The 21,789-nt window shown below is 73.0% G+C and carries 20 protein-coding genes; 7 read left to right on the top strand and 13 right to left on the bottom strand.

The window, feature by feature from the left end:
• Positions 1–186: 186 nt before the first annotated feature.
• From AB0B97_RS23920 to AB0B97_RS23900, 5 genes are read right to left on the bottom strand one after another with little or no spacing between them, the layout of a single operon-like run.
• Positions 187–909 carry an FAD:protein FMN transferase gene (locus AB0B97_RS23920; protein ID WP_357496803.1) on the bottom strand — a complete coding sequence of 241 codons (723 nt, stop codon included), beginning with the start codon at positions 907–909 and terminating at the stop codon, positions 187–189.
• Between the two features lie 49 nt (positions 910–958).
• Entirely contained in the window at positions 959–1,555 is a 597-nt protein-coding gene (locus AB0B97_RS23915; protein WP_357496548.1) for an FMN-binding protein, read from the bottom strand.
• A gap of 11 nt (positions 1,556–1,566) precedes the next feature.
• Positions 1,567–2,988, bottom strand: coding sequence for a ferredoxin reductase family protein (locus AB0B97_RS23910; RefSeq protein WP_357496546.1), 1,422 nt, complete (start codon positions 2,986–2,988; stop codon positions 1,567–1,569).
• Complete coding sequence (locus AB0B97_RS23905) at positions 2,985–4,367, bottom strand: DUF1501 domain-containing protein (RefSeq protein WP_357496544.1); 1,383 nt, start codon at positions 4,365–4,367, stop codon at positions 2,985–2,987. The genes AB0B97_RS23910 and AB0B97_RS23905 overlap by 4 nt, the downstream gene beginning before the upstream one ends.
• An 8-nt stretch (positions 4,368–4,375) precedes the next feature.
• On the bottom strand, positions 4,376–6,502 hold the full coding sequence (locus tag AB0B97_RS23900; RefSeq protein ID WP_357496542.1) for a DUF1800 family protein: 2,127 nt from the start codon (positions 6,500–6,502) through the stop codon (positions 4,376–4,378).
• Positions 6,503–6,932: 430 nt separating this feature from the next.
• Between AB0B97_RS23900 and AB0B97_RS23895 the strand changes: the two genes are divergently transcribed.
• Positions 6,933–7,190, top strand: coding sequence for a DUF3040 domain-containing protein (locus tag AB0B97_RS23895; RefSeq protein ID WP_234586377.1), 258 nt, complete (start codon positions 6,933–6,935; stop codon positions 7,188–7,190).
• A gap of 4 nt (positions 7,191–7,194) precedes the next feature.
• Here AB0B97_RS23895 and AB0B97_RS23890 read toward each other — a convergent pair whose 3' ends face one another.
• A complete protein-coding gene (locus tag AB0B97_RS23890) occupies positions 7,195–8,109 on the bottom strand; it encodes an SWIM zinc finger family protein (protein ID WP_357496540.1) in 915 nt (304 codons plus the stop codon).
• Positions 8,109–11,582: a DEAD/DEAH box helicase gene (locus tag AB0B97_RS23885; protein ID WP_357496538.1), complete on the bottom strand. Its 3,474-nt coding sequence runs from the start codon at positions 11,580–11,582 to the stop codon at positions 8,109–8,111. The genes AB0B97_RS23890 and AB0B97_RS23885 overlap by 1 nt, the downstream gene beginning before the upstream one ends.
• A gap of 157 nt (positions 11,583–11,739) precedes the next feature.
• Here AB0B97_RS23885 and AB0B97_RS23880 point away from each other — a divergent pair, with 157 nt between their 5' ends.
• Positions 11,740–12,612, top strand: a complete 873-nt coding sequence (locus AB0B97_RS23880) for a PfkB family carbohydrate kinase (RefSeq protein WP_357496536.1) — start codon at positions 11,740–11,742, stop codon at positions 12,610–12,612.
• A 17-nt stretch (positions 12,613–12,629) separates the two neighbouring features.
• Here AB0B97_RS23880 and AB0B97_RS23875 read toward each other — a convergent pair whose 3' ends face one another.
• Positions 12,630–13,151, bottom strand: coding sequence for a DinB family protein (locus AB0B97_RS23875; RefSeq protein ID WP_234589233.1), 522 nt, complete (start codon positions 13,149–13,151; stop codon positions 12,630–12,632).
• 82 nt (positions 13,152–13,233) lie between these two features.
• On the opposite strand from AB0B97_RS23875, the gene AB0B97_RS23870 reads away from it, so the two are divergent.
• The gene (locus AB0B97_RS23870) at positions 13,234–13,440 is read left to right on the top strand and encodes a hypothetical protein (RefSeq protein WP_357496534.1); all 207 of its coding nucleotides are present in this window, start codon (positions 13,234–13,236) and stop codon (positions 13,438–13,440) included.
• A 7-nt stretch (positions 13,441–13,447) separates the two neighbouring features.
• On the opposite strand, the gene AB0B97_RS23865 is transcribed toward AB0B97_RS23870, so the two are convergent.
• Both AB0B97_RS23865 and AB0B97_RS23860 read right to left on the bottom strand, forming a co-directional pair.
• Positions 13,448–14,590 (bottom strand): polysaccharide pyruvyl transferase family protein, encoded by a 1,143-nt coding sequence (locus AB0B97_RS23865; RefSeq protein ID WP_357496532.1) that lies wholly within the window; start codon positions 14,588–14,590, stop codon positions 13,448–13,450.
• A gap of 80 nt (positions 14,591–14,670) precedes the next feature.
• A complete protein-coding gene (locus tag AB0B97_RS23860; RefSeq protein WP_357496530.1) occupies positions 14,671–15,159 on the bottom strand; it encodes an N-acetyltransferase in 489 nt (162 codons plus the stop codon).
• Between the two features lie 160 nt (positions 15,160–15,319).
• On the opposite strand from AB0B97_RS23860, the gene AB0B97_RS23855 reads away from it, so the two are divergent.
• Positions 15,320–16,252: a phosphotransferase gene (locus AB0B97_RS23855; protein WP_357496528.1), complete on the top strand. Its 933-nt coding sequence runs from the start codon at positions 15,320–15,322 to the stop codon at positions 16,250–16,252.
• 53 nt (positions 16,253–16,305) lie between these two features.
• Here AB0B97_RS23855 and AB0B97_RS23850 read toward each other — a convergent pair whose 3' ends face one another.
• On the bottom strand, positions 16,306–16,935 hold the full coding sequence (locus AB0B97_RS23850; protein ID WP_357496526.1) for an HAD-IA family hydrolase: 630 nt from the start codon (positions 16,933–16,935) through the stop codon (positions 16,306–16,308).
• A gap of 134 nt (positions 16,936–17,069) precedes the next feature.
• Here AB0B97_RS23850 and AB0B97_RS23845 point away from each other — a divergent pair, with 134 nt between their 5' ends.
• The gene (locus tag AB0B97_RS23845; RefSeq protein WP_357496524.1) at positions 17,070–17,813 is read left to right on the top strand and encodes an SDR family oxidoreductase; all 744 of its coding nucleotides are present in this window, start codon (positions 17,070–17,072) and stop codon (positions 17,811–17,813) included.
• 48 nt (positions 17,814–17,861) lie between these two features.
• Here the strand turns inward: AB0B97_RS23845 and AB0B97_RS23840 are convergent, their stop codons facing one another.
• Positions 17,862–18,410 carry a hypothetical protein gene (locus AB0B97_RS23840; RefSeq protein ID WP_357496522.1) on the bottom strand — a complete coding sequence of 183 codons (549 nt, stop codon included), beginning with the start codon at positions 18,408–18,410 and terminating at the stop codon, positions 17,862–17,864.
• A gap of 46 nt (positions 18,411–18,456) precedes the next feature.
• Positions 18,457–19,008, bottom strand: coding sequence for a DinB family protein (locus AB0B97_RS23835; RefSeq protein WP_357496520.1), 552 nt, complete (start codon positions 19,006–19,008; stop codon positions 18,457–18,459).
• 288 nt (positions 19,009–19,296) lie between these two features.
• Here AB0B97_RS23835 and AB0B97_RS23830 point away from each other — a divergent pair, with 288 nt between their 5' ends.
• Together AB0B97_RS23830 and AB0B97_RS23825 are read left to right on the top strand one after the other, a co-directional pair.
• Positions 19,297–20,169: a class I SAM-dependent methyltransferase gene (locus AB0B97_RS23830; RefSeq protein WP_357496518.1), complete on the top strand. Its 873-nt coding sequence runs from the start codon at positions 19,297–19,299 to the stop codon at positions 20,167–20,169.
• 168 nt (positions 20,170–20,337) lie between these two features.
• Entirely contained in the window at positions 20,338–21,783 is a 1,446-nt protein-coding gene (locus AB0B97_RS23825; RefSeq protein WP_357496516.1) for an RICIN domain-containing protein, read from the top strand.
• The last annotated feature ends 6 nt before the right edge of the window (positions 21,784–21,789 follow it).

Here is a 21,789-nt window from a genome sequence, read left to right as displayed (position 1 = left end):
CGGCTCGCGCCCCGGGCGGCCCCGCCCCACCGGCACCCGCCCCGCCGGCACCCATCGCCCGCTGCGCTAGACCCCACCCCCACCCACCCCACGCCGCCGATCTTGCACTTTGTGTCGCGGCAAGCCCTGTCAAAGGGCGACGAAGCAGCGACAGAAACTGCAAGATCGCGGACACGGGCGCGGGGTCTAGACCGTCAGGGGGAGCGCGGTGGAGTGGAACTGGCGGGCGTCGTCGGTGACGACCGCGTGTGTGTGGTCCGTCAGACGGTCCAGCCAGCCGATCCCCGCCGCGCCCATGGCCAGGGCGGCGGTGGCGTACGCGTCGGCGACGCCGAGATCGCTGCCGACCACTGTCACCGAGCGCAGCCCGCCGGCCGGCGCACCCCGCCGGGGATCCAGCACGTGCCGACCGCGCTCGTAGACCCCGGAGGTGGCCACGGCCAGGTCGGTGCCGGCGAGCACCAGACACGTCGCCATCGCGTCCCAGGGGTGCCGGATGCCGATCCGCCACGGCTCCCCCGTCGGCGAGAAGCCGCGGACGCGCACGTCACCGCCGGCGTTGACGCAGTGGTTCGCCGCGCCGGCGGCGAGCAGCCGGTCGGAGGCGACCTGCGCCGCCCAGCCCTTCACGAACCCGGACGGGTCGAGCCGCCCGGTGGCGTACGCGTCGAAGAAGCCGTCGGTGGCGCCCCACAGGTCGGCGCACGCCTCCAGCACGAAGCGCAGGTCCGCCGACGCCTCGGAGAGCAGCACCTCGCCCCGGTCGAAGCGGCACACCTCGCTGTCGGGTTTGTACGTGCTGAAGCGGCCGTCCACCTCGCGCATCCAGGCGAAGACGTCATCGGCCAGCTCCCGCAGGCGCGCGGACGGCAGGTCGTCGGCGAGGTCCAGGGTGATCGTCGTACCCATGATCTGTTCGACCCGGCACAGCCCGGGTCGGGTCAGCGCGGGCGGCACGTCAGAACGCCTGCTCGATCGCGGCCCGCAGCGACTGCTTGTACGAGTTGCTGGTCTCGGTGGCGCCGGAGACGGTGTTGAGGTTGGCGCTCTGCTTCTGCACCACCTCACCGCCGGAGCCGTTGTACATGCTCCGGACGTCGCCGCTGTGGATGTCGGACTCTCCACCGCTGGGCAGCTGCAACGTCACCGCGTCGACGATCTTGTTGCCGGAGACCACGATCTGGACCTGCACGTACCCGTACTCGTTCTTCTCTTCCGATCCGGTCACCCGGCGGGTGGTCGACTGGGGCGCCTTGGTGGTGGTGCGCGGCGCGGTCGGGGCCTTCGCGGTGGTCTTGGTGCCCGACGGCCGCGCGGTGGTCCTGGTCGGCTTGGGCGACGACGACGGGCCGGCGGTCACCGACGGCTTCGGTGCCCCGGCGGTCGGGTCGGCGGCCGGGGCGAGGCTCGGGTCGACGCCCGGCCCGGAGGGGTTGACCGGCTGCGCGGTCGGCAGGTTCTGGGCGACCTGGGTGGCGCCGGGCGAGCCCTTGAGCACCACCAGCGCGGTCGTGCTGGCAGCCAGTCCGGTGATCGCGAACAACGCGCGACGCATGCGATGCCTTCCTACAGCTCGAAGGTGGCCAGGTGGATCTGCCGGCGGGGCACGCCGGCGCGGCGCAGCGCGCGCACCGACTGCTCGACCAGCCCGGGAGGCCCACAGAGATAGACGTCGCGCCGGGCCACGTCGGGCACCAGTTGGCGCAGCCCGTCCGGGCTCATCAGCTGGCGGGGGCCGGGGTCGTCGCGGGAGCCGATGACGTACCAGATCGACGTGTCGCGTTCCTGGGCCAGCCAGTCCAGCTCCCGGCTGAGCAGCACGTCGGCAGGCGTACGGGCCCGGTAGATCAGGGCCGCGCCCGGCGGCAGCTCCTCCAGCATGGCCCGGATGGGCGTGATGCCGCTGCCACCGGCGATCAGCAGCGCCCGCTCGCGCACCCGGTGCGCGGCGGTGAAGGTGCCCGACGGGCCGTGCGCCCACACCCGGGTCCCCGGTTCCAGGTCGCGCAGGTCGGCGGTGTGCCGGCCGACGACCTTGACGGTGAGTCGCAGCCAGCGGCCGTTGGCGGCGGCCGAGACGGAGAAGGGGTGCGACTGCCACCAGCAGCCGGGGGTGAGGAAGCGCCAGCGGAAGTACTGCCCGCCGAGCATTTCCAGGCGACCCAGCCGCTCCCCGGTGAGGTAGATGGAGATGGTGTCCGGGCTCTCCGCGACCACGTCGGCGACCCGCAGCCGGTAGCGCAGGTTGAACGCCAGTGGCGCGATCACCCGGCCCCAGAGCAGGGCGGCGACCACCAGCAGGTAGAGCGCGATCCAGCCGGTCCGCACCGGGCCCGGCTTGTAGAGCTGCGCGCCGTGGGTGAACTGGTGCCCGTAACCGAGCAGCAGCACCAGATAACTCGACCGGTGCAGCAGGTGCCACACCTCGTAGGGCAGCGCCCGACGGATCGCCCGGACGCTGCTGAAGCCGACCACGAGCATGATGCCGGTGGCGACGAAGGCCGAGAGCATGTCCTCGTAGTCGCCGAGCAGCGTGCCCACCTCGGCCAGGACCGACTGGTTCCGCAGGTCGGCGTACCCGACGAGGATCAGCGACAGGTGCGACAGCACGGCTACCAGCAGCGTCGCGCCGATGTCGCGGTGCCAGCGGGCGAGCTGCTCGCCGCCGATCCACCGCTCCAGCACCGGCAGCCGGCTCATCATGAGCACCTGCACGAGCAGCAGGTAGCCGGCGATCAGGCCGGTGATCCGGCCGGCGGCGGTGACGGTGGCCGCGGTGGTCCGCAGCGAGCCGGCGGGGGTGCCCAGCCACCAGGGCAGCACGCTGGCGAGCAGCCCGACCAGGAGCAGCGCGGCCAGCAGCCGGCGGCCGCCGGGTCCGCGCCGCGCCGGGATCTGCGGGGGTACGGGCGCAGCCGACCGGCCGCCGTGCCGGGACGAGGTCGTCCCGGTGCGGCGGCCGGCGGCGTGGGTGTGCGAATGCGTCACGCGTACAGCTTCATCGGTGCGTACTTCATGCGGGGGAACACCTTCTGCACCTCGGCGTTGGTGAGCCCGAAGCGGCCCTGCGCCAGGGAGCCGTACACGTTGAACATGTTGTTGTATTCCGGCACGTCGCCGGAGTCCAGCTTGTCCAGGCCGTTCCAGGTGCCCAGCAGCGAGCCGGCCAGCTTCTTGCCGGACAGGACGGTGACCACGCCACCGTGCCCGTGGTCGGTGCCGCCCTTGTTGGAGCCGACCCGGCGGCCGAACTCGCTGGACACCATGATCGTCACGTCGGCAGCCTGCGGGCCGAGGTCGGTGAAGAAGGCGGCCATCGCGCTGGCCAGCTCGCCCAGCCGGCGGTGCAGCTGACCGCCCGCCTGGGTGCCCTGGTTCTCGTGGGTGTCGTAGCCGCCCATGCCGACGGTGGCGACCCGGACGTTGGCGCCGCCCTTGATCAACTGGGCGAGCTGCTGGAACGCGTTGCCGACGCCCTCGTACTTGACGCCCGCGGCGGGCTGGTACGGCTTGGCGGCGAGCTTCTGCGCCGTGGCCAGCGCGCCCATGCCCTCCTGCACGGCCTCCTCGACCGGGTGGTTGATCCCGGTGAAGAGCCCCTTGATGGCCTTCTCGGTGGCGGCCCGGAACTTGTCGTCGCCGTTGAGCCGCAGCGAGCCGACGTTGTTCAGCGAGAGCGCGCCGTTGTTGCCGACCAGCGAGCGGGGCAGCGTGCTGCCGATGCCGACGCTGCGGAACGCGGTGCCCTTGCCGAGGTTGTCGACCAGTCCGTCGAGCCAGCCCCGGCCGCCGGTCTCGTTGGGCAGACCGCCCAGGTTGCAGGCGTCCGCGGCCTGGAAGTGGCTGCGGGACAGCCGCTCGTCGGAGACCGCCGGGATGAAGCCGAGCTGACCGGCCTTGAGGTACTGCTCCAGCGGCTTGAACGCGCTGGTCAGCTTGAAGCCGCGGCTCAGGGCCAGCGAGTCGTTGCCGAGCAACAGCTCGGGGCGACCCTTGGCGAGCACCGGGTCGTTGTCCGGCGCGACGAGGCTCAGCCCGTCCAGCCCGCCGTAGAGGAAGACGTGGATCAGGGTGCCGGTCTTGGTCGCCGCGAACGACGCCGAGGTGGTGACGAACTGGGCGGTGGCCAGGGCGGTGGCGGTCGCCGCCGCACCGGCGACGAACGTCCGCCGGGTGACGCCGCGGCCGTCCTGCTGGGCCTCCTCCAGGTCCTCAAGCGTGCGGTAGCGGTCGGCCTCGGCCGCGTTCTCGGCGGCGACCAGGTCGGCCTCCGCGCGCAGCAGCGCCTCGGCCGGGTTGTCGGCCAGCCGCCCGAGGTCGGGGCATTCGGGGTGCAGGGGGAAAGAGTTGTACACAGTCTTCTCCATCGGGTGCCTCACCGGAGGTGGTGCTGGGGGGACGCGAGGATCGCCCGCGCGACGGCGGTGATGGCCCCGTTGAACGTGGCATCGACCTTGGCGGTCGCCGGCACGCCGGCCACGCCGAGGATCAGGTTCTTCTCCCGGGTGCTCAGCTTCTGGTTGACCAGTCGCATCGAGAGCGCGTCCACGTACGCCCCGGCGGTGGCCGGCGGCTTGGCGACCAGCTTCTCCGGCGCCGTGTACGTGAAGACGGTGCGGTAGCCCGCCACGATCTCGCCGGCCTCGTTCCAGCCGTTGACCATCGTGCCGGCCGAGGTCCACGCGACGTAGACGTCGGGGTAGCCGTCCGGGGTGGGCTGGCCCATCGGGTACTGGCCCAGCTCGCGCAGCTTGTCGTGGATCTGCCGCAGGCCCCGGGCGAACGGGGTGCGCTTGTTGTCGCCGTTGTCGTTCTTCGCCGACGCCTCCGGCGAGACACCCAGGGCGCGGTACGTGCCGACCAGGTACTCCATCGGCCGGCGCACCTTCTGACCCACCGCCGCCCAGAACTCCGACGAGCTGAACAGCGTCATCAGCACCGGCTTGATCATGCCGTTGTTGCTGGTGTACGACTTGGCCAGCCGGTCCACGAGGGACTTCGGCGGGGTGTCCGAGACGAACCGGGTCGCGAGGCTCTGCGCCACGTACTTCGCGGTCGAGGGGTGCAGCGCGATGTAGGTGATGTACTTGTCGATCACCGCGTCCACGGCGGCGATCTCCTTGGCCGTCGGGTTGTTGACGTCCTTGATGCTGAACGTGTTGGCGTGGGTGAAGCCGAGGACCTTCACCTTGCCCATGTAGTGCTGGTTGACGCGCAGGACGTACTGGCCCTTGTCGTCGACGCCACGGCCGGTCTGCAGCATGGCGGCCTGGCGCACGTCCTTCTCGGTGTAGCCACCGTCGACGCCTACCGAGTACAGCTCCAGGTTCTCCCGGGCCAGGTTCTCGTTGATCGCGTCCTTGCGGGAGTCCTTCTGGTTCAGGTAGATCAGCAGCGCGGGGTGCTTGTTCGCCGCGACCAGCATCTCGGGGTAGCTGCCCAGCGCGTGCTTGCGCACCACGTCCTTGTCGAACGACGTGCGGTACACCTCGCCGCCGTCGAAGTCGGCGGCGACGTGCAGGAAGTCGTTCCAGAAGTCGACCATCACCTCGAACAGCTGGCGCTTCGACCAGATCTGCCGGGCCAGGGTGGCGTCGACGACCTCGCGCTCCGGCTGGGCGCCCTGGTCGTTGAGCTTGTCGCGCTGGTCGCGCAACTGCTGGACGGAGAGCGTCTGGGTGGGCAGCTCGGCGAGCTTCAGCTCGGCCTTGCTCGGCTCGATCTTGTCCGGGTCGAGCTGTCCGCGGATCCACGCGTCGATGCCCTGGCGCTTGATGTCGGCGACCACGGCGGGCGTCGCGCCGAAGGTGGCCCGCCGGGCCAGGTGCAGGATCGGGTCCTTGGCGAGCACCGTCTTGACGGTCACCTTGGTCTCCGCGGCGGCAGCCGCCGGGCCGGAGAAGGTCCGGCCGCCGGTCGGCGCGTTCTTCTTCAGCGCCTCGCCGGCCCGAGAGCCCATGTAGCTCTCGTTCTGCTCGGTGTAGGTACGCACCGTGCTGGGCTGCTGGCCGCTGGGCCGCGCCGCGGTCCCGTCGGTCACCGTGCTGCCCGTCGCGTCCGCAGCCGCCTCGTCACCGAAGAGGCTGCGGAACTGCGGCGTCATGGCGAGCGCCGCGCCACCGGCCACGACGGCGGCGGTGCCACCGAGCGCGACAATGGCCTTGCGCCGGCCGACCTTGCGGCCCGGCTCGTCGTCATCGTCCAGGGTGGGCAGTCCGGCGCCGGCCGGACGCGCCGGGGCCGGACGGCCCAGACCCTCCGGGCCGACCCACTGCGGCCCACGCGGGGCGGGGGCGGGTTGTCCGGCGTGCGCGTACCCGTCGCCGTACTGCTCGCGCGGGTCGCCCTGCGCCGGGTAGCCGCCCTGGTAGGGGTGGGGCGAGTCGTATCCGTACGACGCGGACGCGGTGGGGTCGCCGTAGCTGTCCGAGGTGTGGTGCTGGCGTCCGTCCCAGCCGCGGTCGTCCCGCGGTCGACGTGGTGGCACATTCTGGTCGGCCATGTACCAATCCCGATTTCTGATGAGCGCCGGAAGCTGCGACCGAGCGGGTGCGGCAGGTGCGGCGACTGTTGCCTGAGGGGGTTGCTACGGCAAGGTAACCAAGCGCTCAGGTGCCTTCAAGGTGAGCCGAACACGCCGGTGAGGGCACTTAAGACAGCCCTCACCACAGCCTTCGGGGCGGGCCGGCGACCCGGGCCGGACTCGGACCTTCCCAGCAGGGCGGACGTGCGGCAGCCGGGTACGGATCGGACCACACCGCCGTACGCGACACGTTCCGCGCCGTTCACCACCACAGGCAAACTTAAGGTTCGGCTAAGCCGGACGTGAGGTGTCCTCACGCTGGGAAAAGTAGGAGGAGCGGGCGAGCGTGAGCCGCCGCCGCAGCGGGTATGCCGCCGAACCGCTGAACGCGTGAGGGGAAGGCAGCGCCATGCTCAGCAAAGAGGATCAGCGCAGGTTCGACCAGATCACCCGTCAGCTCCGGGAGAGTGACCCGGCCTTCTTCGCCCGGCTGGACCACCGGGTCCGAGCCCGCAGGGGCCGCTACCTGATGTTGTTGACCATCGTGCTGTGGGCGTCGCTCCCGGCGATGGCCGTGTTCGCCGGCCGGCTGGCCGGCGCGATCTGCGCGGTGGTGCTGGTGGCCAACGCGGCGATCATGTGGCGGTTCCGCCGCCGCTGGACGTGACCGCTCACCCCGGGCCGAACGCCCGGTACGCGCGACGTAGCCGCTCCAGCAGGCCCGGCCCTCCGATGGCCGGCGCCGGCGGGCCGAGTTGGCGCAGCAGGAGATCCGGCCCGGTAGCCAGCCGGGGTGGCCGGTCGGGCAGCGGCACCGGCGACGCCCAGAAGCGGTCTGCCGCCTCCGCGAGGGGGGTGACCGCCAGCCCGGCGAGCGCCCGGGCCGCACCGACCGGCGGCAGGGCGTCCACTGCGGACGGATCGTCGTCCGATGTGGACCCGTCCTTGTCACGGGTGGCGGTCGGCGCGGGCGACACCGCAGTGCCGGTGGCCTCGGCCCGCCGGGCGCGCAACCGGTCGAGCAGGTCCGCCCGCGAGCGACCACGCCAGTGCAGCAGCTCGAACGGGTCCGCGTCGAACGCCTCGGCGAGCAGATAGAACGTGGCCGCGAGGTGCTTGCACGGCACCGCGAAGTCGGGGCAGTTGCAGCGTTGGGTCAGCTCGTCGACGGCGGCCGGGAACAGCGGGGCGCCCGCCGCCACGAACAGCTCCTCCAGCTCGTCGGGCAGGTCCCCGGCGAGCAGGCGGGCGCTGAAGAACGCCTGCCCGGCCAGCTCGTCCTCGATCCGGGTCCAGAGTTCGGCCGGGAACGCCGCCAGCGCGATGGACACCTCGTACGGCCGGGGCCGGGAACCCTGCACCTGGGCGGTGACCCGGCCCGGCGCGATGTCGAGCCGGAGCACCTGGCCCGCCCGCGCGTACGACCGGCCGCGGGTCAGCCGGGTGCCGAGCGCGAACGACTCCAGCACCTCCAGGAAGCGCCGGGACCACCAGGACCGCCCGATCGCGCCCTTGGCGCTGCGCGCCCGCAGCCCGCCGTCGACCTTGCGCGGTCGCCCGTAGTCGGCGAACCGGTCGGTGCTCACTACTCCACCACCGCCCCGGCTTCCAGGGCGAACAGCTCCCGCAGCTGACCCGTGGACAGCTCGGTGATCCACTGCTCGCCGGTGCCCACCACCCGCTCGGCGAGGGCGCGCTTGTCGGCGATCATCGCGGCGACCTTCTCCTCCACGGTGCCGGCGCAGACGAACTTGCGGACCTGCACCCGCCGGCGCTGCCCGATCCGGAACGCCCGGTCGGTGGCCTGGTCCTCGACCGCCGGGTTCCACCACCGGTCCACGTGCACCACGTGGTTGGCGGCGGTCAGGGTGAGCCCGGTGCCACCGGCCTTGAGGGACAGGACGAACAGCGGCGGCCCGTCCGCCGACTGGAAGCGCTGCACCAGGGCGTCCCGTTCGGCCTTGCCGAGCCCACCGTGCAGGAACAGCACCTCCCGGCCGAACCGCGCGGACAGGTGGCCGCGCAACATCGCGCCGAACTCCGCGTACTGGGTGAACAGCAGCGCCCGCTCTCCCGCCGCCAGCACCTCCTCCAGGATCTCGGTCAGCCGGGCCAGCTTTCCGGAGCGGCCCTCCAGCGCCGAGCCGTCGCGCAGCAGTTGGGCGGGGTGGTTGCAGACCTGCTTGAGCCGGGTCATGGTGGCCAGCACCAGCCCGCGTCGCTCGATGCCGTCGCTGGTCTCGATCCGGGCCAGCATGTCGTCGACCACCACCCGGTACAGGGCTGCCTGCTCGGCGGTGAGGTTGCAGAGCACCTCCATCTCCAGCTTCTCCGGCAGGTCCGAGATGATCGACGAGTCGGTCTTGAGCCGGCGCAGCACGAACGGGCCGGTGATCCGGCGCAGCCGCTCGGCGGCCTCGGCGTCGCCGTGCCGCTCGATCGGCTCGGCGAACCGCTTGCGGAACGTCGCGGCCGGGCCGAGCAGCCCCGGATTGGCGAACTGCATGATCGACCAGAGGTCGGCGAGCCGGTTCTCCACAGGCGTACCGGTCACCGCCACCCGCTGCCGGGCCGGCAGCGCGCGGACCGCCTCGGCCTGCCGGGTCGACGCGTTCTTGATCGCCTGCGCCTCGTCCACCACCACCCGGTGCCAGTCGATGCCGGCCAGGTCGACGGCGTCGCGCGCCGCCACCGAGTAGGTGGTGAGGACCAGGTCCGCGCCGTGCGCGGCAGTCGTGAACTCCGCCCCCCGCGCCCGCTCCGCCCCATGGTGTACGTGCACCCGCAGCCCGGGCGTGAACTTCGCGGCCTCCCGCTGCCAGTTGCCGACCAGCGACATCGGACAGACGAGCAGGGTCGGCCCGGCGTCCGGCGGGTCCCCGGCGAGCAGCGCCAGCAACTGCACGGTCTTGCCCAGCCCCATGTCGTCGGCGAGCACGCCGCCCAGGCCCAGCGACCGCAGGAACGCCAGCCAGGCCAGTCCACGCCGCTGGTACGGCCGCAGCGTCCCCGCAAAGCCCGGCGGCGGGTCGAGCGGGGTGAGCCGGCGTTCGACAGCACCGGCGAGCAGGTCGCCCAACGCCCCGTCGGCGGTCACCTCCAGCACCGGCAGCGCCTCGGTGTCGTCGCCGTCGGCGAGTCCGAGGCGCAACAGGTCGGCGACGGTCAGCTCGCCGGCCGAGCGCAGCAGACGCAGACCGGCCGCGAGCCGACCCGGGTCCAGCTCCACCCACCGGCCACGCAGCCGTACCAGCGGGGTCTTCAGCTCCGCCAGCGCGGCCAGCTCGTCGGCGGACAGCGGCTGATCGCCGAGCGCGACCTCCCAGCGGTAGTCGACGAGCGCGTCCAACCCGACTCCGGCCTCGGTGCTGGCCACCGTGCCGGGCGCGGTCCGGCTGCGGGCGCGCAGCCGAGCGCCGAGCCGCGCCGACGGACGCCGCCACCACGACGGCAGCAGCACCCCGAAACCGGCGGCGTGCAGCACCGGGGCGCCCTCGCTGAGGAACCGGTGCGCGCCCTCGACGTCCAACTCCATGGCCTCGGGTGCTGCGGTGCGCAGCGCGGCGTCCAGGTCGGGCCAGAGCCGGCTGGCCCGGCCCAGCTCCGCGAGCAGGGTCTCCTGCGGGCTGGCCGTACGGTCGGCGAGACCGTCGAGCGTGTGCGCCCGCCAGACCTCCCCGGCGTCGATGTGCAGCCCCGGCTCGTCGGCCGCCTGCAACCCGAACTCCAGCCGCCACCGTGCGCCGACGGCCGGCGCGTCCTCGCTGGCCTCCGCCGACCCGGCCGGGCCGCTGCCGACCGGCTCGCCAGGACGACGGCCGCCTTCGGTCGCAGCACCCGCGGCCAGCGCACCGCCGCCTTCCGTCGCGGCACCCTCGGGCAGCGCACCGCCGCCCGGCCGGCCCGGGGCAGGGGCGGACGGCACGGCGTCGGCGGTCCGGCTGGCGGCGAGCGGCGCATCTCCCGGCAGCTGGCGGGTGGCCAGGATCGGCTCGGTGACCTCGTCGGGCGCCGGCTCCACCAGCCGGAAGCTGGCCCGGACGGCACCGCCTGCCGCGTCGCGCTGCCAGTCGTCGAGTTCGGCGCGCAGCATGTCCAGTGCGGCCCGGTCGACGGTGAAGTCGCGGCGGGGACCGGCGAGCGCGGCCAACCAGGCCGGCGCGGGCCCACCGGGACGCACCCCTCGGGCCAGCGTCGTGGCCGCCAGGGCCGCCCGGGCGGCGGCGTCGGTGAGCGCGTCGAGAGCGTCCGCCACCAGCGCCGCACCCGTCACCTCGGTGGCACCGGACGTGGCCGCCGCGCGGGCGGCGGGCGGTAGGGCCAGCGCCAGCGACCGCGCCCAGGCCGCGTCGGTGCCGGTCAACAGCGGACGCCAGACGGCCCGCGCGACCACCTGGCCCGCCCGGTCCGCCGCCGACCCGGCCCCACCGGCAGCGGCCGAGCCGGCAACGGCCGGGACGGCAACGGCCGGGACGGCAACGGCCGGGACGGCAACGGCCGGGACGGCAACGACCACGTCGGCAGCGACCGAGCCGACAGCGGTCGGGCCGGCAGCGGCCACGTCGGCAGCGGTCGCGTCGACCGGCGCGTGGACGCCGGGCAGGACGCGGCCCCGGGCCACCAGGTCGGCGGCGAAGTCGGCCAGCTCGGCGAGGTGGCGCAGGGTCGCCCCGGGCACCACCGGGAGGTCGTCCAGGGCGCGCAGCAGTGCAAGGGCGTCGTCCGGGGCGTACAGCAGGGTGGGCACCTGCCACGCGGCGAGGGTGAGCCGGCCGCGGGCCGGGGGTGCGACGGCGGTCCGGATCAGCTCGGGTGAGTCGGTCGGCACGCCCGCCCGGGTGGGCAGGGTGAGCAGCGCGGTGGCCGGACGGGCCGGTTCGGCCGCGTCGGCGAGGGCCGCGACGAGGTCGGCGTGGCCGGCGGCGAAGGGATGCGGGCGCTCCCGGGGTGGTCGGCCGGGGCGCGGCGGAGCCGGCGGCGCGGCGCTGTCCTCGGCCCAGACGGCGAGGCCGGCGGTCGAGTCGTCGCCGGGCTTCCACAGCCCATGGATGACCAGCACCTACTCCCCCTTTGCCGCCCGCGCCCAGGATAGGCGGCCCGGTGCGACGCGCGTCAGCGCCCACCGCACGACACCCGCGGCCGCTGTGTTGATCAGGTGGGGTGTCCGCGCGTCGGCGACACGGCACCCGTCACCGGGCTGGGCTAGCGTCGGCACCATGGTCGATCTCCTGGTCGTCGGCGGGCTCGGGGTGGATGTGCGGGTTCGGGTGCCCGCGCTGCCGCTGCCGGCCGCCGACTCGCACACCGTCGAACCGATCGAGCTGCGCATCGGCAACACCGGCGCCGGGGTGGCGCTGGCCGGCCGGGCGCTCGGCCTGCGGGTCCGGGTGGTCGACACGCTCGGCGCGGACCCGGCCGGCGATCTGGTCCGGGCGGCGCTGACCCGGGCCGGGGTGCCTGCGGTGCTGGCGCAGGACAGCGGCGGCACCCGGCGGTCGGTGAACCTGGTGGACCCGGGCGGTCGGCGCACCTCGCTGTACGACCCACGCCCGTGGCAGGGCGAACCGCCGTTCTCGCCCGGTCAGATCGCCGAACTGGTCGCGGACGCCCGGCACGTACACCTGTCGATCATGGATTGGGTCGTGCCGTCGCTGGCCGCCGTGCGGGCCGCGCTCCCGGCGGGCGTGTCGCTCTCCACCGACCTGCACGACTGGGACGGCACGAACCCCTACCACCGGCCGTTCGCCGAGGCCGCCGATCTGGTCCTGGTCAGCGGGGTGCGGCTGGGCGAGCGGGCCGCCGCGCTCGCCGGCACGCTGGCGCCCCGGACCGTTGTGGTGACCCGCGGCGCGGACGGCGCCGAGCTGTACCCGGGCGACGGCACGCGGGTGGTGGTGCCGCCCGCCGCCGCGCCGGGACCGGTGGTGGACAGCAACGGGGCCGGCGACGCGTTCGCGGCCGGGCTGATCGCCGGCAGGCTGCGGGGCGAGCCCCTGACGGAGGCGGCCCGGTACGCGGCTCGGGTCGCCGCAGCGGCCTGCGCCCACGACGGCATGGAGTATCCGCCGGGCCTGTTACCCGCCGGATGACGACGGGGCGGCCGGCCTCAGAGCGCGCCGGTCGACCCGTCGGTCAGTTCGCGCAGGATGTCGGCGTGACCGGCGTGCCGGGCGGTCTCCTCGATCAGGTGGACCAGGATCCAGCGCACCGACACCTCACCGAGCTGCGGGTGCGGCACCACGTGGTCGAGGTCGAAACGCGCGGCGACCTCCCGGGACCGGGCGCAGGCCCGCTCGTACGCCTCGACGAGCCCGTCGAGCGTGTCGCGTTCGTCGAGGGTGAAGCTCGCGACCGCGTCCTCTTCCGAGTTCAGGTAGACGTCACCCGGCTCGGGCGCGAGCAGCACCGGAAACCAGTTCCGCTCGACAAGCGTCAGGTGCTTGACCAGCCCGGCGAGCGTGGTCGCGGAGGGCACCAGCCGGCGGGCCGCGTCGGCGTCGGACAGGCCACGCAGCTTGCGCAGCAGCACGCCACGGTGAAAGTCGAGGAACGAGGTCAGCACGGCGCGCTCGTCCCCGACGCGGGCGAGCACCGGGCCGAGCGTCGGATCGATGGTCTGCTCCGTCATTCGCCGACCGTAACCACGTCGGGGCCCCCGCGCTGCCCCGCATCCCGCTGCGAGGTGCCGTCGCGACGGGCAGGATGGGCGCATGGCTTCCTCCGTGCAGATCCTCCTCGTCGGCGGCGCGGCGGACGGGCAGACCGTGACCGTCGAGCTGGACACCAACGGCCGCCCGCCGCTCACCCACCACCACATCGGGTCCGGTGGGCTGGCGGGGGCGCAGATCTACGAGTTGGAGTCCGCCCGCGAGGAGAGCCGCGAGTGGCGCTACCGGTGGACCGGGCCGGCGGTGTGATCCCGGGTCAGACCCGGGTGAGGGACTGAGTGCGCAGCCTGTCCAGCACGCCACGGGTGACCTCCGAGGTGCCCCGCGCCTGCTCGCAGACCTCCGCGACCCGCCGGGCCGTGGCCTCGGCACGTTCCTCGCGTTCGTCCCAGAGCCGGTCGACCTCGGCCAGCAGCGGCCCCTCCACCTCCCGCTCCACGCCCCGCAGCGCCGGCACACCGAGCCGCTGGGCCAGGTCGAAGACCTTGCCGGCGTACGGCAACGGCAGGAACGGCGTGCCCACCATCGCCGCGAAGATCAGAAAGTGCAGGCGCATGCCGACGGCCAGGTCGAAGTGGCGCATCAGCCCGAGCACCTGCTCCGGTGAGTAGGTGCCGTGCAGGATCCGCCCCCGCTCGGCGGCGACCATGTGCGACAACACCCCGTGCGAGTGCCGGATGTCGTCGCGTTCCATGGGCACGAACAGCACGTACGCGTCGATGCGGTGCACCAGGAAGTCACCGATCTGGGCCAGCAGCCGGTGGTAACCGTCGACGTCGAGGCGTTCGGCGGCCCGTCCCGGCTCGCGCACGCTGATCCCGACCAGCCTCTTCCCGGCCGGCACCCCCTCCTCGCTGAGCAGGTGCGCCGGGAAGTCGGCCGGCTGCAGCAGGAACGCCGGGTCGGCGGTGACAGTGATCGGGTTGAGCAGTCCCGCCTCTTCCAGGACCATCCGGGACTCCTGGTCGCGGACCGTCACCTGGGTCGCGCCGGCGAGCGTCTCCCGGACCATCCCGGTGTCGACCGCGTCGCTGAGCGGCCCGACTCCCACCGCGTACGTGATGAGGGGCAGGCCCCGTTCCTGGGCGACCCGGACGACCCGCAGGTAGCGGCGGGCCTCCCGGTCGTAGAGGATCCCGCCGCCACCCAGGATGAGCAGGTCGAGCTGAGCGAGCACCAGCGCCGAGTCGGTACGGCTGACGCCCTCCCAGGGCACCGCCTCCACGTCGGGGTGGGCGGCCCGGGTGTGTTCCGGGTTGCGGGAGAAGACGATGATCCGGGCGTTCGGTTCCTGCGTGCGTAGATCGGTGAGCAGGCCGGTGAGGATCGCCTCGTCGCCGAGGTTCCGGCCGCCGTACGAGCCGAGCACACCGATGGTCAGTCCGGCGCCATGCGTCATCCGTCGCTCCTCCCCGGGTGCGGTCCGCAGCGGTTTCCCGCTGGTCGGGCGAACAGTCCTGCCCGAGGGACCGTCCCGGCTCAGCCCGTCGGGTCGATGCGCTTGGCCATCTGCTGCGCGGTCACCTCGAAGCCCAGACTCCGGTAGAGCCCCATCGCCACGGTGTTCGTACCGAAGACGTTCAACCCCAGCTCGGGCACCCCGAGTTCGGCCAGTTCGGCCTCGATGAGCTGGATCATCCGCCGCGCGTGGCCACGCCCCCGGTGCTCCGGATGCACCTCGATGTTCTGAATCCACGCCCGGGTCGGGCCGCCCGCGTTGCCTTCCCCGGGCAGGCTCACCCAGATCCACCCGACCTCGGTGTCGTCGACCCGCGCAATCCGCAGCAGAACCCCCTCGGTGGCCGCGCCCGCCGGCAGCCCTTCCCGCAGCTGCTGCGCCGACCGCTCCCGGGCCGCCTCCGGTGTCATGCCCCGGTGCGCGGCCAGATCCTCGGCGTAGCCCACCTCCAGCGGTTCCCACAGCCGGGCCAGTTCCTGCTCGGTCATCGGCGTCAATGTCAACTCCACCGGGGCCTCCCCTTCGACGTCTCACTCAGCGCGTAGTGCAGCAGAACCACGCGCGGCGCCGCCACCGTGATACCCGAGATGGGCCTCGACCCGGCCGATCGCCCCGGAGATGCCCGGAAAACGGGTTGTTCGTCGGCCGGGCCGGGCGCACCGTGGCGGGATGCAGGGGACAGTGACGCGGATCGGCTGGGGTGATCTGCCAGCGGCGGTCCGGTCCGCGGTGGAGGGCATCATCGGTGACCGGGTGATCGAGGCGGTGTCCCAGTCGGGAGGCTTCTCGCCGGGCACCGCCGACCGGGTCCGCACCGCGACCGGCCGGCGGGCCTTCGTGAAGGCGGTCAGCTCGGCCCTGAACCCGGACAGCCCGGTCCTGCACCGCGCCGAGGCCCGTACCGCCGGCGCGCTACCCGCGACAGCGCCGACGCCCCGCCTGCTGGGCTGCCACGACGACGGCGAGTGGGTGGCGCTGGTCTTCTCCGACGTGGACGGACGGCAACCGAGCACCCCGTGGCGGGCCGACGAGCTGACCCGCGTGCTGGGCGCCCTGGAGGCGCTGGCCGCCGCGCTCACCCCGAACCCCGTCGCGCACGTCCCGGCGGCCGCCGACCTGCTGGCCGGGGACTTCGCCGGCTGGCACCGGATCGCCGCCGACCCGCCGCCACGACTCGATCCGTGGGTTCGGGCGCACCTCGACGAGCTGCGGACGGCCGCCGACGAGGGCGTCGCCGCGTTGAGCGGGGACACGCTCTGCCATGTGGACGTACGGGCCGACAACCTGCTGATCGACGCGGCCCGCACGGTGACCGTCGTCGACTGGCCGTGGGCCTGCCGGGGGCCGGCCTGGCTGGACACCGCGTTGCTGCTGGTGAACGTGCGACTGCACGGCGGGCACGACACCGAGGCGATGCTGCGCCGGTTGCCGCTCACCGCGGATGTCGACCCGGCGGCGCTGACCGGGGTGTACGCCGGGCTGGCCGGCTTCTTCGCCGACAGCGCCCGCCGTCCGCCGCCGGCCGGCATCCCCACCGTACGGGCGTTCCAGCAGGCGCAGGCCGACGCCCTGCTCCCCTGGCTGGCCCAGCGGCTCGCCTGACGCGGCAGGTCGACGCCGTCGCGCTGCCGGTGCCGGTACCGCGGTGCTGCCGGTCAGCGTGCCGTGGGCGCCGACGCCAACCCGTACGCCAGCTGCGTCAGGTCGACCAGCCGCAGGTCGCCGTCGAGTCCCTTGAGCGCGGCGGTCATCGCGCCGGCCGCGCGCCCGGCCTGCAACCCGACCTCGGCGTCCTCGACGACCAGGCAGCGCGCGGGTGGCACGCCGAGCAGCGCGGCGGCGCGCAGGTAGCCCTCCGGGGCCGGCTTGCCCGCGCGCACGTCCTCGACGGTGACCAGCACGGGGGCGGTGATCCCGGCGGCACCGAGCCGGGCCTCGGCCAGCCGGAGGTCGGCGCTGGTCACCACGGCCCAGGGCATCCCCAACCGGGCCACCGTCGACAGCAGCTCGAGGGCGCCCGGGGTGGCTGTCACGTCGGACAGGTCGTCGTACTGCAACGCCAACTGCCGGGCCGCGGCCACGGCGACCGCCGCGTCGTCGAGCGACGGAAGGAGCCGGCGGATCGTCTGATCGGCGGGTCTGCCGTGCGCGATCGCGAGCGCCGCCGCCGGCTCGACGGCGTACTCGGACGCCCAGCGCTCCCAGGCACGCTCGACGGCGGCGTCGGAGTCGACAAGCGTGCCGTCCATGTCGAACAGCACGGCGTCGATGTCTGCCAGCTCCATGATCACGCTCCCCCGTACGCTCCGTTCCGAGGATAGGGCGTCCCTGACCGGCGGCGGAAAACGGACCCGGCGCTGGGAGCGAGCGGTCCGATGGCCGCCAGACGCGACGCCGAACCATCGACATGATCGTTTGCATGACGACGACACTTGACGGCAAGGCCGCCCTGGTGACCGGCGGCTCCCGTGGCATCGGGGCCGGTATCGCGCTGCGCCTCGCCCAGGACGGGGCCGACGTGGCGCTCACCTACCGGCAGGACGCCGGGCAGGCGGCGACAGTGGTGAAGCAGATCGAGACGCTGGGCCGGCGGGCCCTGATGATCCAGGCCGACTGTGCCGACCCGACGGCCGTCCGGGACGCCGTCGACCGGACGGCCGCCGAGCTGGGCCGGCTGGACATCCTGGTCAACAACGCGGCCGTGTTCCTGGTCGGCGCCATTGACGATCTCGGCACAGCGGAGCTGGAGCAGACGATCGCCGTGAACGTACGGGCGCCGTACCTCGCCGTGCGGGAGGCGCTGCGCCACCTGGGCGACGGTGGACGGATCATCAGCATCGGCAGCAACGTCGGGGAACGGGTGGTCTTCCCCGGGCTGGCCCTGTACTCGATGAGCAAGACCGCCCTCGTCGGGTTGACCCGGGGTCTGGCCCGCGAGCTGGGCCCTCGGGGCATCACCGTCAACCTGGTCAACCCCGGGCCGACGGACACCGACGCCAACCCGGCGGACGGGCCGAACGCGGCGACCATCGCCGGATTCACCGCCGTCGGTCGCTACGCACGCCCGGCCGAGATCGCGGCGACCGTCGCACATTTGGCCAGTCCCGAAGCGGGCTTCGTGACCGGGGCGGTGGTCAACGTCGACGGGGGCTTCACCAGCTGAGGTGGCCCACCCCGCCTGGCGAACGCCGAGGGCTCCCGCCGGCCCGCGTCACCCCTCCCGGCCCAACACCTGACGCACGACGTCGACGAACGCGACGCGGTGATTGGTCCGTGCCTCGACGGCCGCGAGCCAACGCTCCCGGTGCCGGTCGCGCAGCGGCGCCGTCTCGTCGCCCGGCTCGTCGGCGAGTCGGCGCTGCTCGGCGTACTCCGTCGTGAGGCTGGCCAGCACCGACCGGCCCGCCGACGCGACGTCCGCCGGCCCTTCCACCAACACCAGGTTGTACGCCTCGTCGACCGCGCGCATCGCCGCGTACGTCTCGTCGTAGCCGGGCCTGACCGCGTCCGGGCCCGGCTCGACCCACCGCCGGTCCAGCCGGCGGTACGCCGCGTCGCAGGCACCGAGGAACCCGATGTACGCGTCGCGGCGCAACTCGTCACGCCGGGTCGCCCACCGGTCGGCGCTCTCCTGCCGGGCGACGGTGAGCTGGTGGGCGAGTTGCCGGCGGGTGCTGAGCGCGCCGATCAGCCCGGTCAGGGCCGCGGCGCCCAACGTGGACAGTGAGGTGATCAGCGCGATGGCGACAGTGTCCTGCACGCGTCCATTCTGGCGGTGCCCCGGGCCGGGTCGCAGCGGGCCGCGTTCAGCGGGGCGGGTCCTCGCCGGTGAGCCCGTCCACCGACTCCCGGATCAGGTCCGCGTGCCCGACGTGCCGCGCGTACTCCTCGATGAGGTCGACCAGGACCCGGCGCAGGCTGGGTACCCGACCGTCGGGCCACTCGCCCCGGGCGAGCTGCTCCGGGCCGCCGTCGGCGAGCAGCTCGCCGACCGTGGCCCGGGACCGGGCCACGGCCTCCCGCCACAGCGTGTAGAGCTGCTCGGGGGTGTCCTCGGCGGCGGAGCGCCACTCCCAGCCGGGGTTCGCGTCCCAGTCGACGGTGTCCCACGGCGGCCCCGGTGAACGTCCGGCCAGCTTGAGCGAGAAGTAGAGGTCCTCGACCAGCGCCAGATGCTTGAGCAGCCCACCGAGGGTGATCGACGACGGGCCGAGCGTCGCCCGCAGGCCGGCGGCGTCGAGCCCGCCGGTCTTCCAGGCCAGTGTGGCGCGCTGGCGGTCCAGGGAGCCCAGGAGTGTGGCGGTCTCGTCGCCCGCGACGGGCGGCTCGGGATGACCGTGCTCGTCGACGTTCGTCATGGCCGTCGACGCTAACAGGCTGGCCGGGCTGCGCGTCGGGTCAGCGCCGGGTGCGGTTGCGGCGTACGGCCCAGACTCCACCGGCGATCGCCAGCGCCGCCGGCAGCAGACAACAGATGCTGAGGACCGCGAGGTGCCACGGTTTGATCGCGCCCATGACCGCGAAGGCTATCCGGCGCGGTCAAGTGATGATGGCGGCCCACCGACTCCGGCGGGCCGACCGGCTCCGCGGGGCGGTACCGTCGGCACGCAGAGCCGATGCCGGTGACACGGACAGGAGCGCGAGCGATGCCGAGGACGCCAGCCGCGAGCCGTACGGCGGTGCTCGTCTGCCAGGGCCGCGCGGCGGCGGACGGCCTGATCGCTGTCGGCCGGTTCGCGGACCCGACGGCCGCGCGCCTGCTCCGCGCCGACGAGCGCGAGGCCGTCCAGTGGGTACGCGATGCCGCTGTTCCCCAGCCGTGGCGGCAACGGGTCGACTACGAGACGGTCCGGGCCTGCGCCGAGATGATGGTGCCCCGCACTGTGGCGATCGACGACGCCGTACGGGACCACCGCAGCTCCCAGGTGGTGATCCTGGGGGCCGGGCTGGATGGTCGCGCCTGGCGGATGCCGGAACTCGCGGACAAGGCGGTCTTCGAGGTCGACCAGCCGAGCAGCCAACGCGACAAACGTGAACGCGCCGAGGGTCTGCCGGGCACCGCACCGACGTTCGTGGCGGTGGACTTCGGCCGTGACCGGCTCGCCGAGGCGCTGGCAACCGCCGGGCACCGCCCCGACGAGCCGACGACGTGGATCTGGGAAGGCGTCGTGCCGTATCTGACCAGGGCCGAAGTGTCCACGACGGTCGCCGCGATCGCCGCCTGCTCGGCACCGCACAGCCGTCTCGTCGTCAATTTCCAGTTGCCCGGGAAATCCCTGACGCTGGGCCGGCTCGTCGCACGGCTGCTGATGGTGTCCACCGGCCGGCGCAGCTTCTGGGCGACCGAGCCATGGCGCTCGACCTGGACGCCCGCCGCCATGACCGCCCTGCTGGCCCGACACGGCTTCACCGTCACCGGCGACCACGACCTGCTTGACACGGCGCGGGCGCTCGCCCTGCCGATCCGCCGTGCCACGTCACTCGCCCGCAGCCGGGTGATTGTCGCGGATCGCGCCTGACCCCGGTCGGACTCACCGGCTCTCCCAACGGCACCAGCCGGCGGATGAGGTCGTCGACGGCGATGATAGATGTAGATTGATGAATGGATCGACCAATGGTGCCGGAGTCCGCGGGTGCCGCCCCGATGCCGGCGGCGGTCGCCGCCCGCCCACGGAAGGACGAACGTCGTGAGACGCAACAGATGGCTGCCATCCCTGGTGGCAGCGCTCACCCTGGCCGGAACGGCGATCGTGGCGGTCACCACCCTGGCCGCCGCCCCGGCCCAGGCCGAGCCGGTCGCGATCCCCAACGGCACGCAGTTCACCGACACCGCCGGCAACCTGGTGCACGCGCACGGCGGTGGGGTGCTCAAGGTCGGCGACTACTACTACTGGTTCGGTGAGAACCGCAACGCCAACAACACGTTCCGGGCGGTCTCCGTCTACCGCTCCACCAACCTGCGCGACTGGGAGTTCCGCAACAACGTTCTGACCCAGTCGTCGGCGGCGGAACTGCAATCGGCAAACATCGAGCGGCCGAAGGTCATCTACAACGCCAGCACCAACCGGTACGTGATGTGGATGCACAAGGAGAACGGCTCCGACTACGGCGAGGCCAGGGCCGCCGTCGCCTCCTCGGCCACCGTGGACGGCGCCTACACCTACCACGGCAGCTTCCGGCCGCTGGGCAACATGTCGCGGGACATCACGCTCTACAACGACGGCGGTACGGCCTACATGATCTCCGCCGGCGACGAGAACCGCGACCTGCTCATCTACCGCCTCACCGCCGACTACCTCACCGTGGCCACGCTGGTCGGCAACTTCTGGAACGACGGCAACCGTGAGGCACCGGCCCTGTTCAAGCGCGGCAGCACCTACTTCCTGCTCACCTCGGGCCTGACCGGTTGGAGCCCGAACCAGGCCAGGTACGCCACAGCGTCCAGCATCTCCGGTCCGTGGACCGGCATGACCAACGTCGCCGACTCGACCACCTACCGCTCTCAGCCGGCCTTCGTGCTCCCCATCCAGGGCACGTCGACGACGAGCTACCTCTACCTCGGCGACCGCTGGGCCGGCGCCTGGGGCGGGCCGGTCAACGACTCCCAGTACGTGTGGTTGCCGATCGACTTCCCCTCCGCCACGACCATGAGCCTGACCTGGTATCCCACCATCACCATCGACGCCGTCACGGGCACCGTCACCGGGCAGGCGCCGTCCTACTACCGCATCACCAACCGCAACAGCGGCAAGGTGGTCGACGTGCTGGACAGGGCCGTCACCGACAACGCCGAAGTCAAGCAGTGGTCCTGGAACGGCGGCGCGAACCAGAAGTGGGAGTTCCGCGACGCCGGCAGCGGCTACTTCCGGATCGTCAACCAGAACAGCGGCAAATGCCTCGACGTCGCCGACGCGTCCACCGCCAACAACGCCAACGTCATCCAGTACACCTGCGGCGGGGGCACCAACCAGCAGTGGCAGTGGGTCGCCACCGGCACCTACTACCAGCTGCGCGCCCGACACAGCGGCAAGTGCCTGGACGTGGTGAGCAGCGGCACGGCGGACGGCACCGACATCACCCAGTACACCTGCGGAAGCGGCACCAACCAGCAGTGGACCCGCACCCAGTCCTGACATCGC

Origin of the sequence: Micromonospora sp. NPDC049004 (assembly GCF_040649315.1) — a bacterium.
Classification (GTDB): domain Bacteria; phylum Actinomycetota; class Actinomycetes; order Mycobacteriales; family Micromonosporaceae; genus Micromonospora.
Note: the sequence above shows the minus strand (reverse complement) of the source record. Positions and strands in the feature narration are given on the sequence as shown.

What these genes read in the sequence shown, in the direction of transcription:
- AB0B97_RS23870 (WP_357496534.1), top strand. Translation starts at nt 13,234, where the DNA reads ATGGCTTCCTCCGTGCAGATCCTCCTCGTCGGCGGCGCGGCGGACGGG.
- AB0B97_RS23830 (WP_357496518.1), top strand. Translation starts at nt 19,297, where the DNA reads ATGCCGAGGACGCCAGCCGCGAGCCGTACGGCGGTGCTCGTCTGCCAG.
- AB0B97_RS23855 (WP_357496528.1), top strand. Translation starts at nt 15,320, where the DNA reads ATGCAGGGGACAGTGACGCGGATCGGCTGGGGTGATCTGCCAGCGGCG.
- AB0B97_RS23880 (WP_357496536.1), top strand. Translation starts at nt 11,740, where the DNA reads ATGGTCGATCTCCTGGTCGTCGGCGGGCTCGGGGTGGATGTGCGGGTT.
- AB0B97_RS23875 (WP_234589233.1), bottom strand. Translation starts at nt 13,151, where the DNA reads ATGACGGAGCAGACCATCGATCCGACGCTCGGCCCGGTGCTCGCCCGC.
- AB0B97_RS23850 (WP_357496526.1), bottom strand. Translation starts at nt 16,935, where the DNA reads ATGGAGCTGGCAGACATCGACGCCGTGCTGTTCGACATGGACGGCACG.
- AB0B97_RS23900 (WP_357496542.1), bottom strand. Translation starts at nt 6,502, where the DNA reads ATGGCCGACCAGAATGTGCCACCACGTCGACCGCGGGACGACCGCGGC.
- AB0B97_RS23920 (WP_357496803.1), bottom strand. Translation starts at nt 909, where the DNA reads ATGGGTACGACGATCACCCTGGACCTCGCCGACGACCTGCCGTCCGCG.
- AB0B97_RS23905 (WP_357496544.1), bottom strand. Translation starts at nt 4,367, where the DNA reads ATGGAGAAGACTGTGTACAACTCTTTCCCCCTGCACCCCGAATGCCCC.
- AB0B97_RS23835 (WP_357496520.1), bottom strand. Translation starts at nt 19,008, where the DNA reads ATGACGAACGTCGACGAGCACGGTCATCCCGAGCCGCCCGTCGCGGGC.
- AB0B97_RS23845 (WP_357496524.1), top strand. Translation starts at nt 17,070, where the DNA reads ATGACGACGACACTTGACGGCAAGGCCGCCCTGGTGACCGGCGGCTCC.
- AB0B97_RS23865 (WP_357496532.1), bottom strand. Translation starts at nt 14,590, where the DNA reads ATGACGCATGGCGCCGGACTGACCATCGGTGTGCTCGGCTCGTACGGC.
- AB0B97_RS23915 (WP_357496548.1), bottom strand. Translation starts at nt 1,555, where the DNA reads ATGCGTCGCGCGTTGTTCGCGATCACCGGACTGGCTGCCAGCACGACC.
- AB0B97_RS23895 (WP_234586377.1), top strand. Translation starts at nt 6,933, where the DNA reads ATGCTCAGCAAAGAGGATCAGCGCAGGTTCGACCAGATCACCCGTCAG.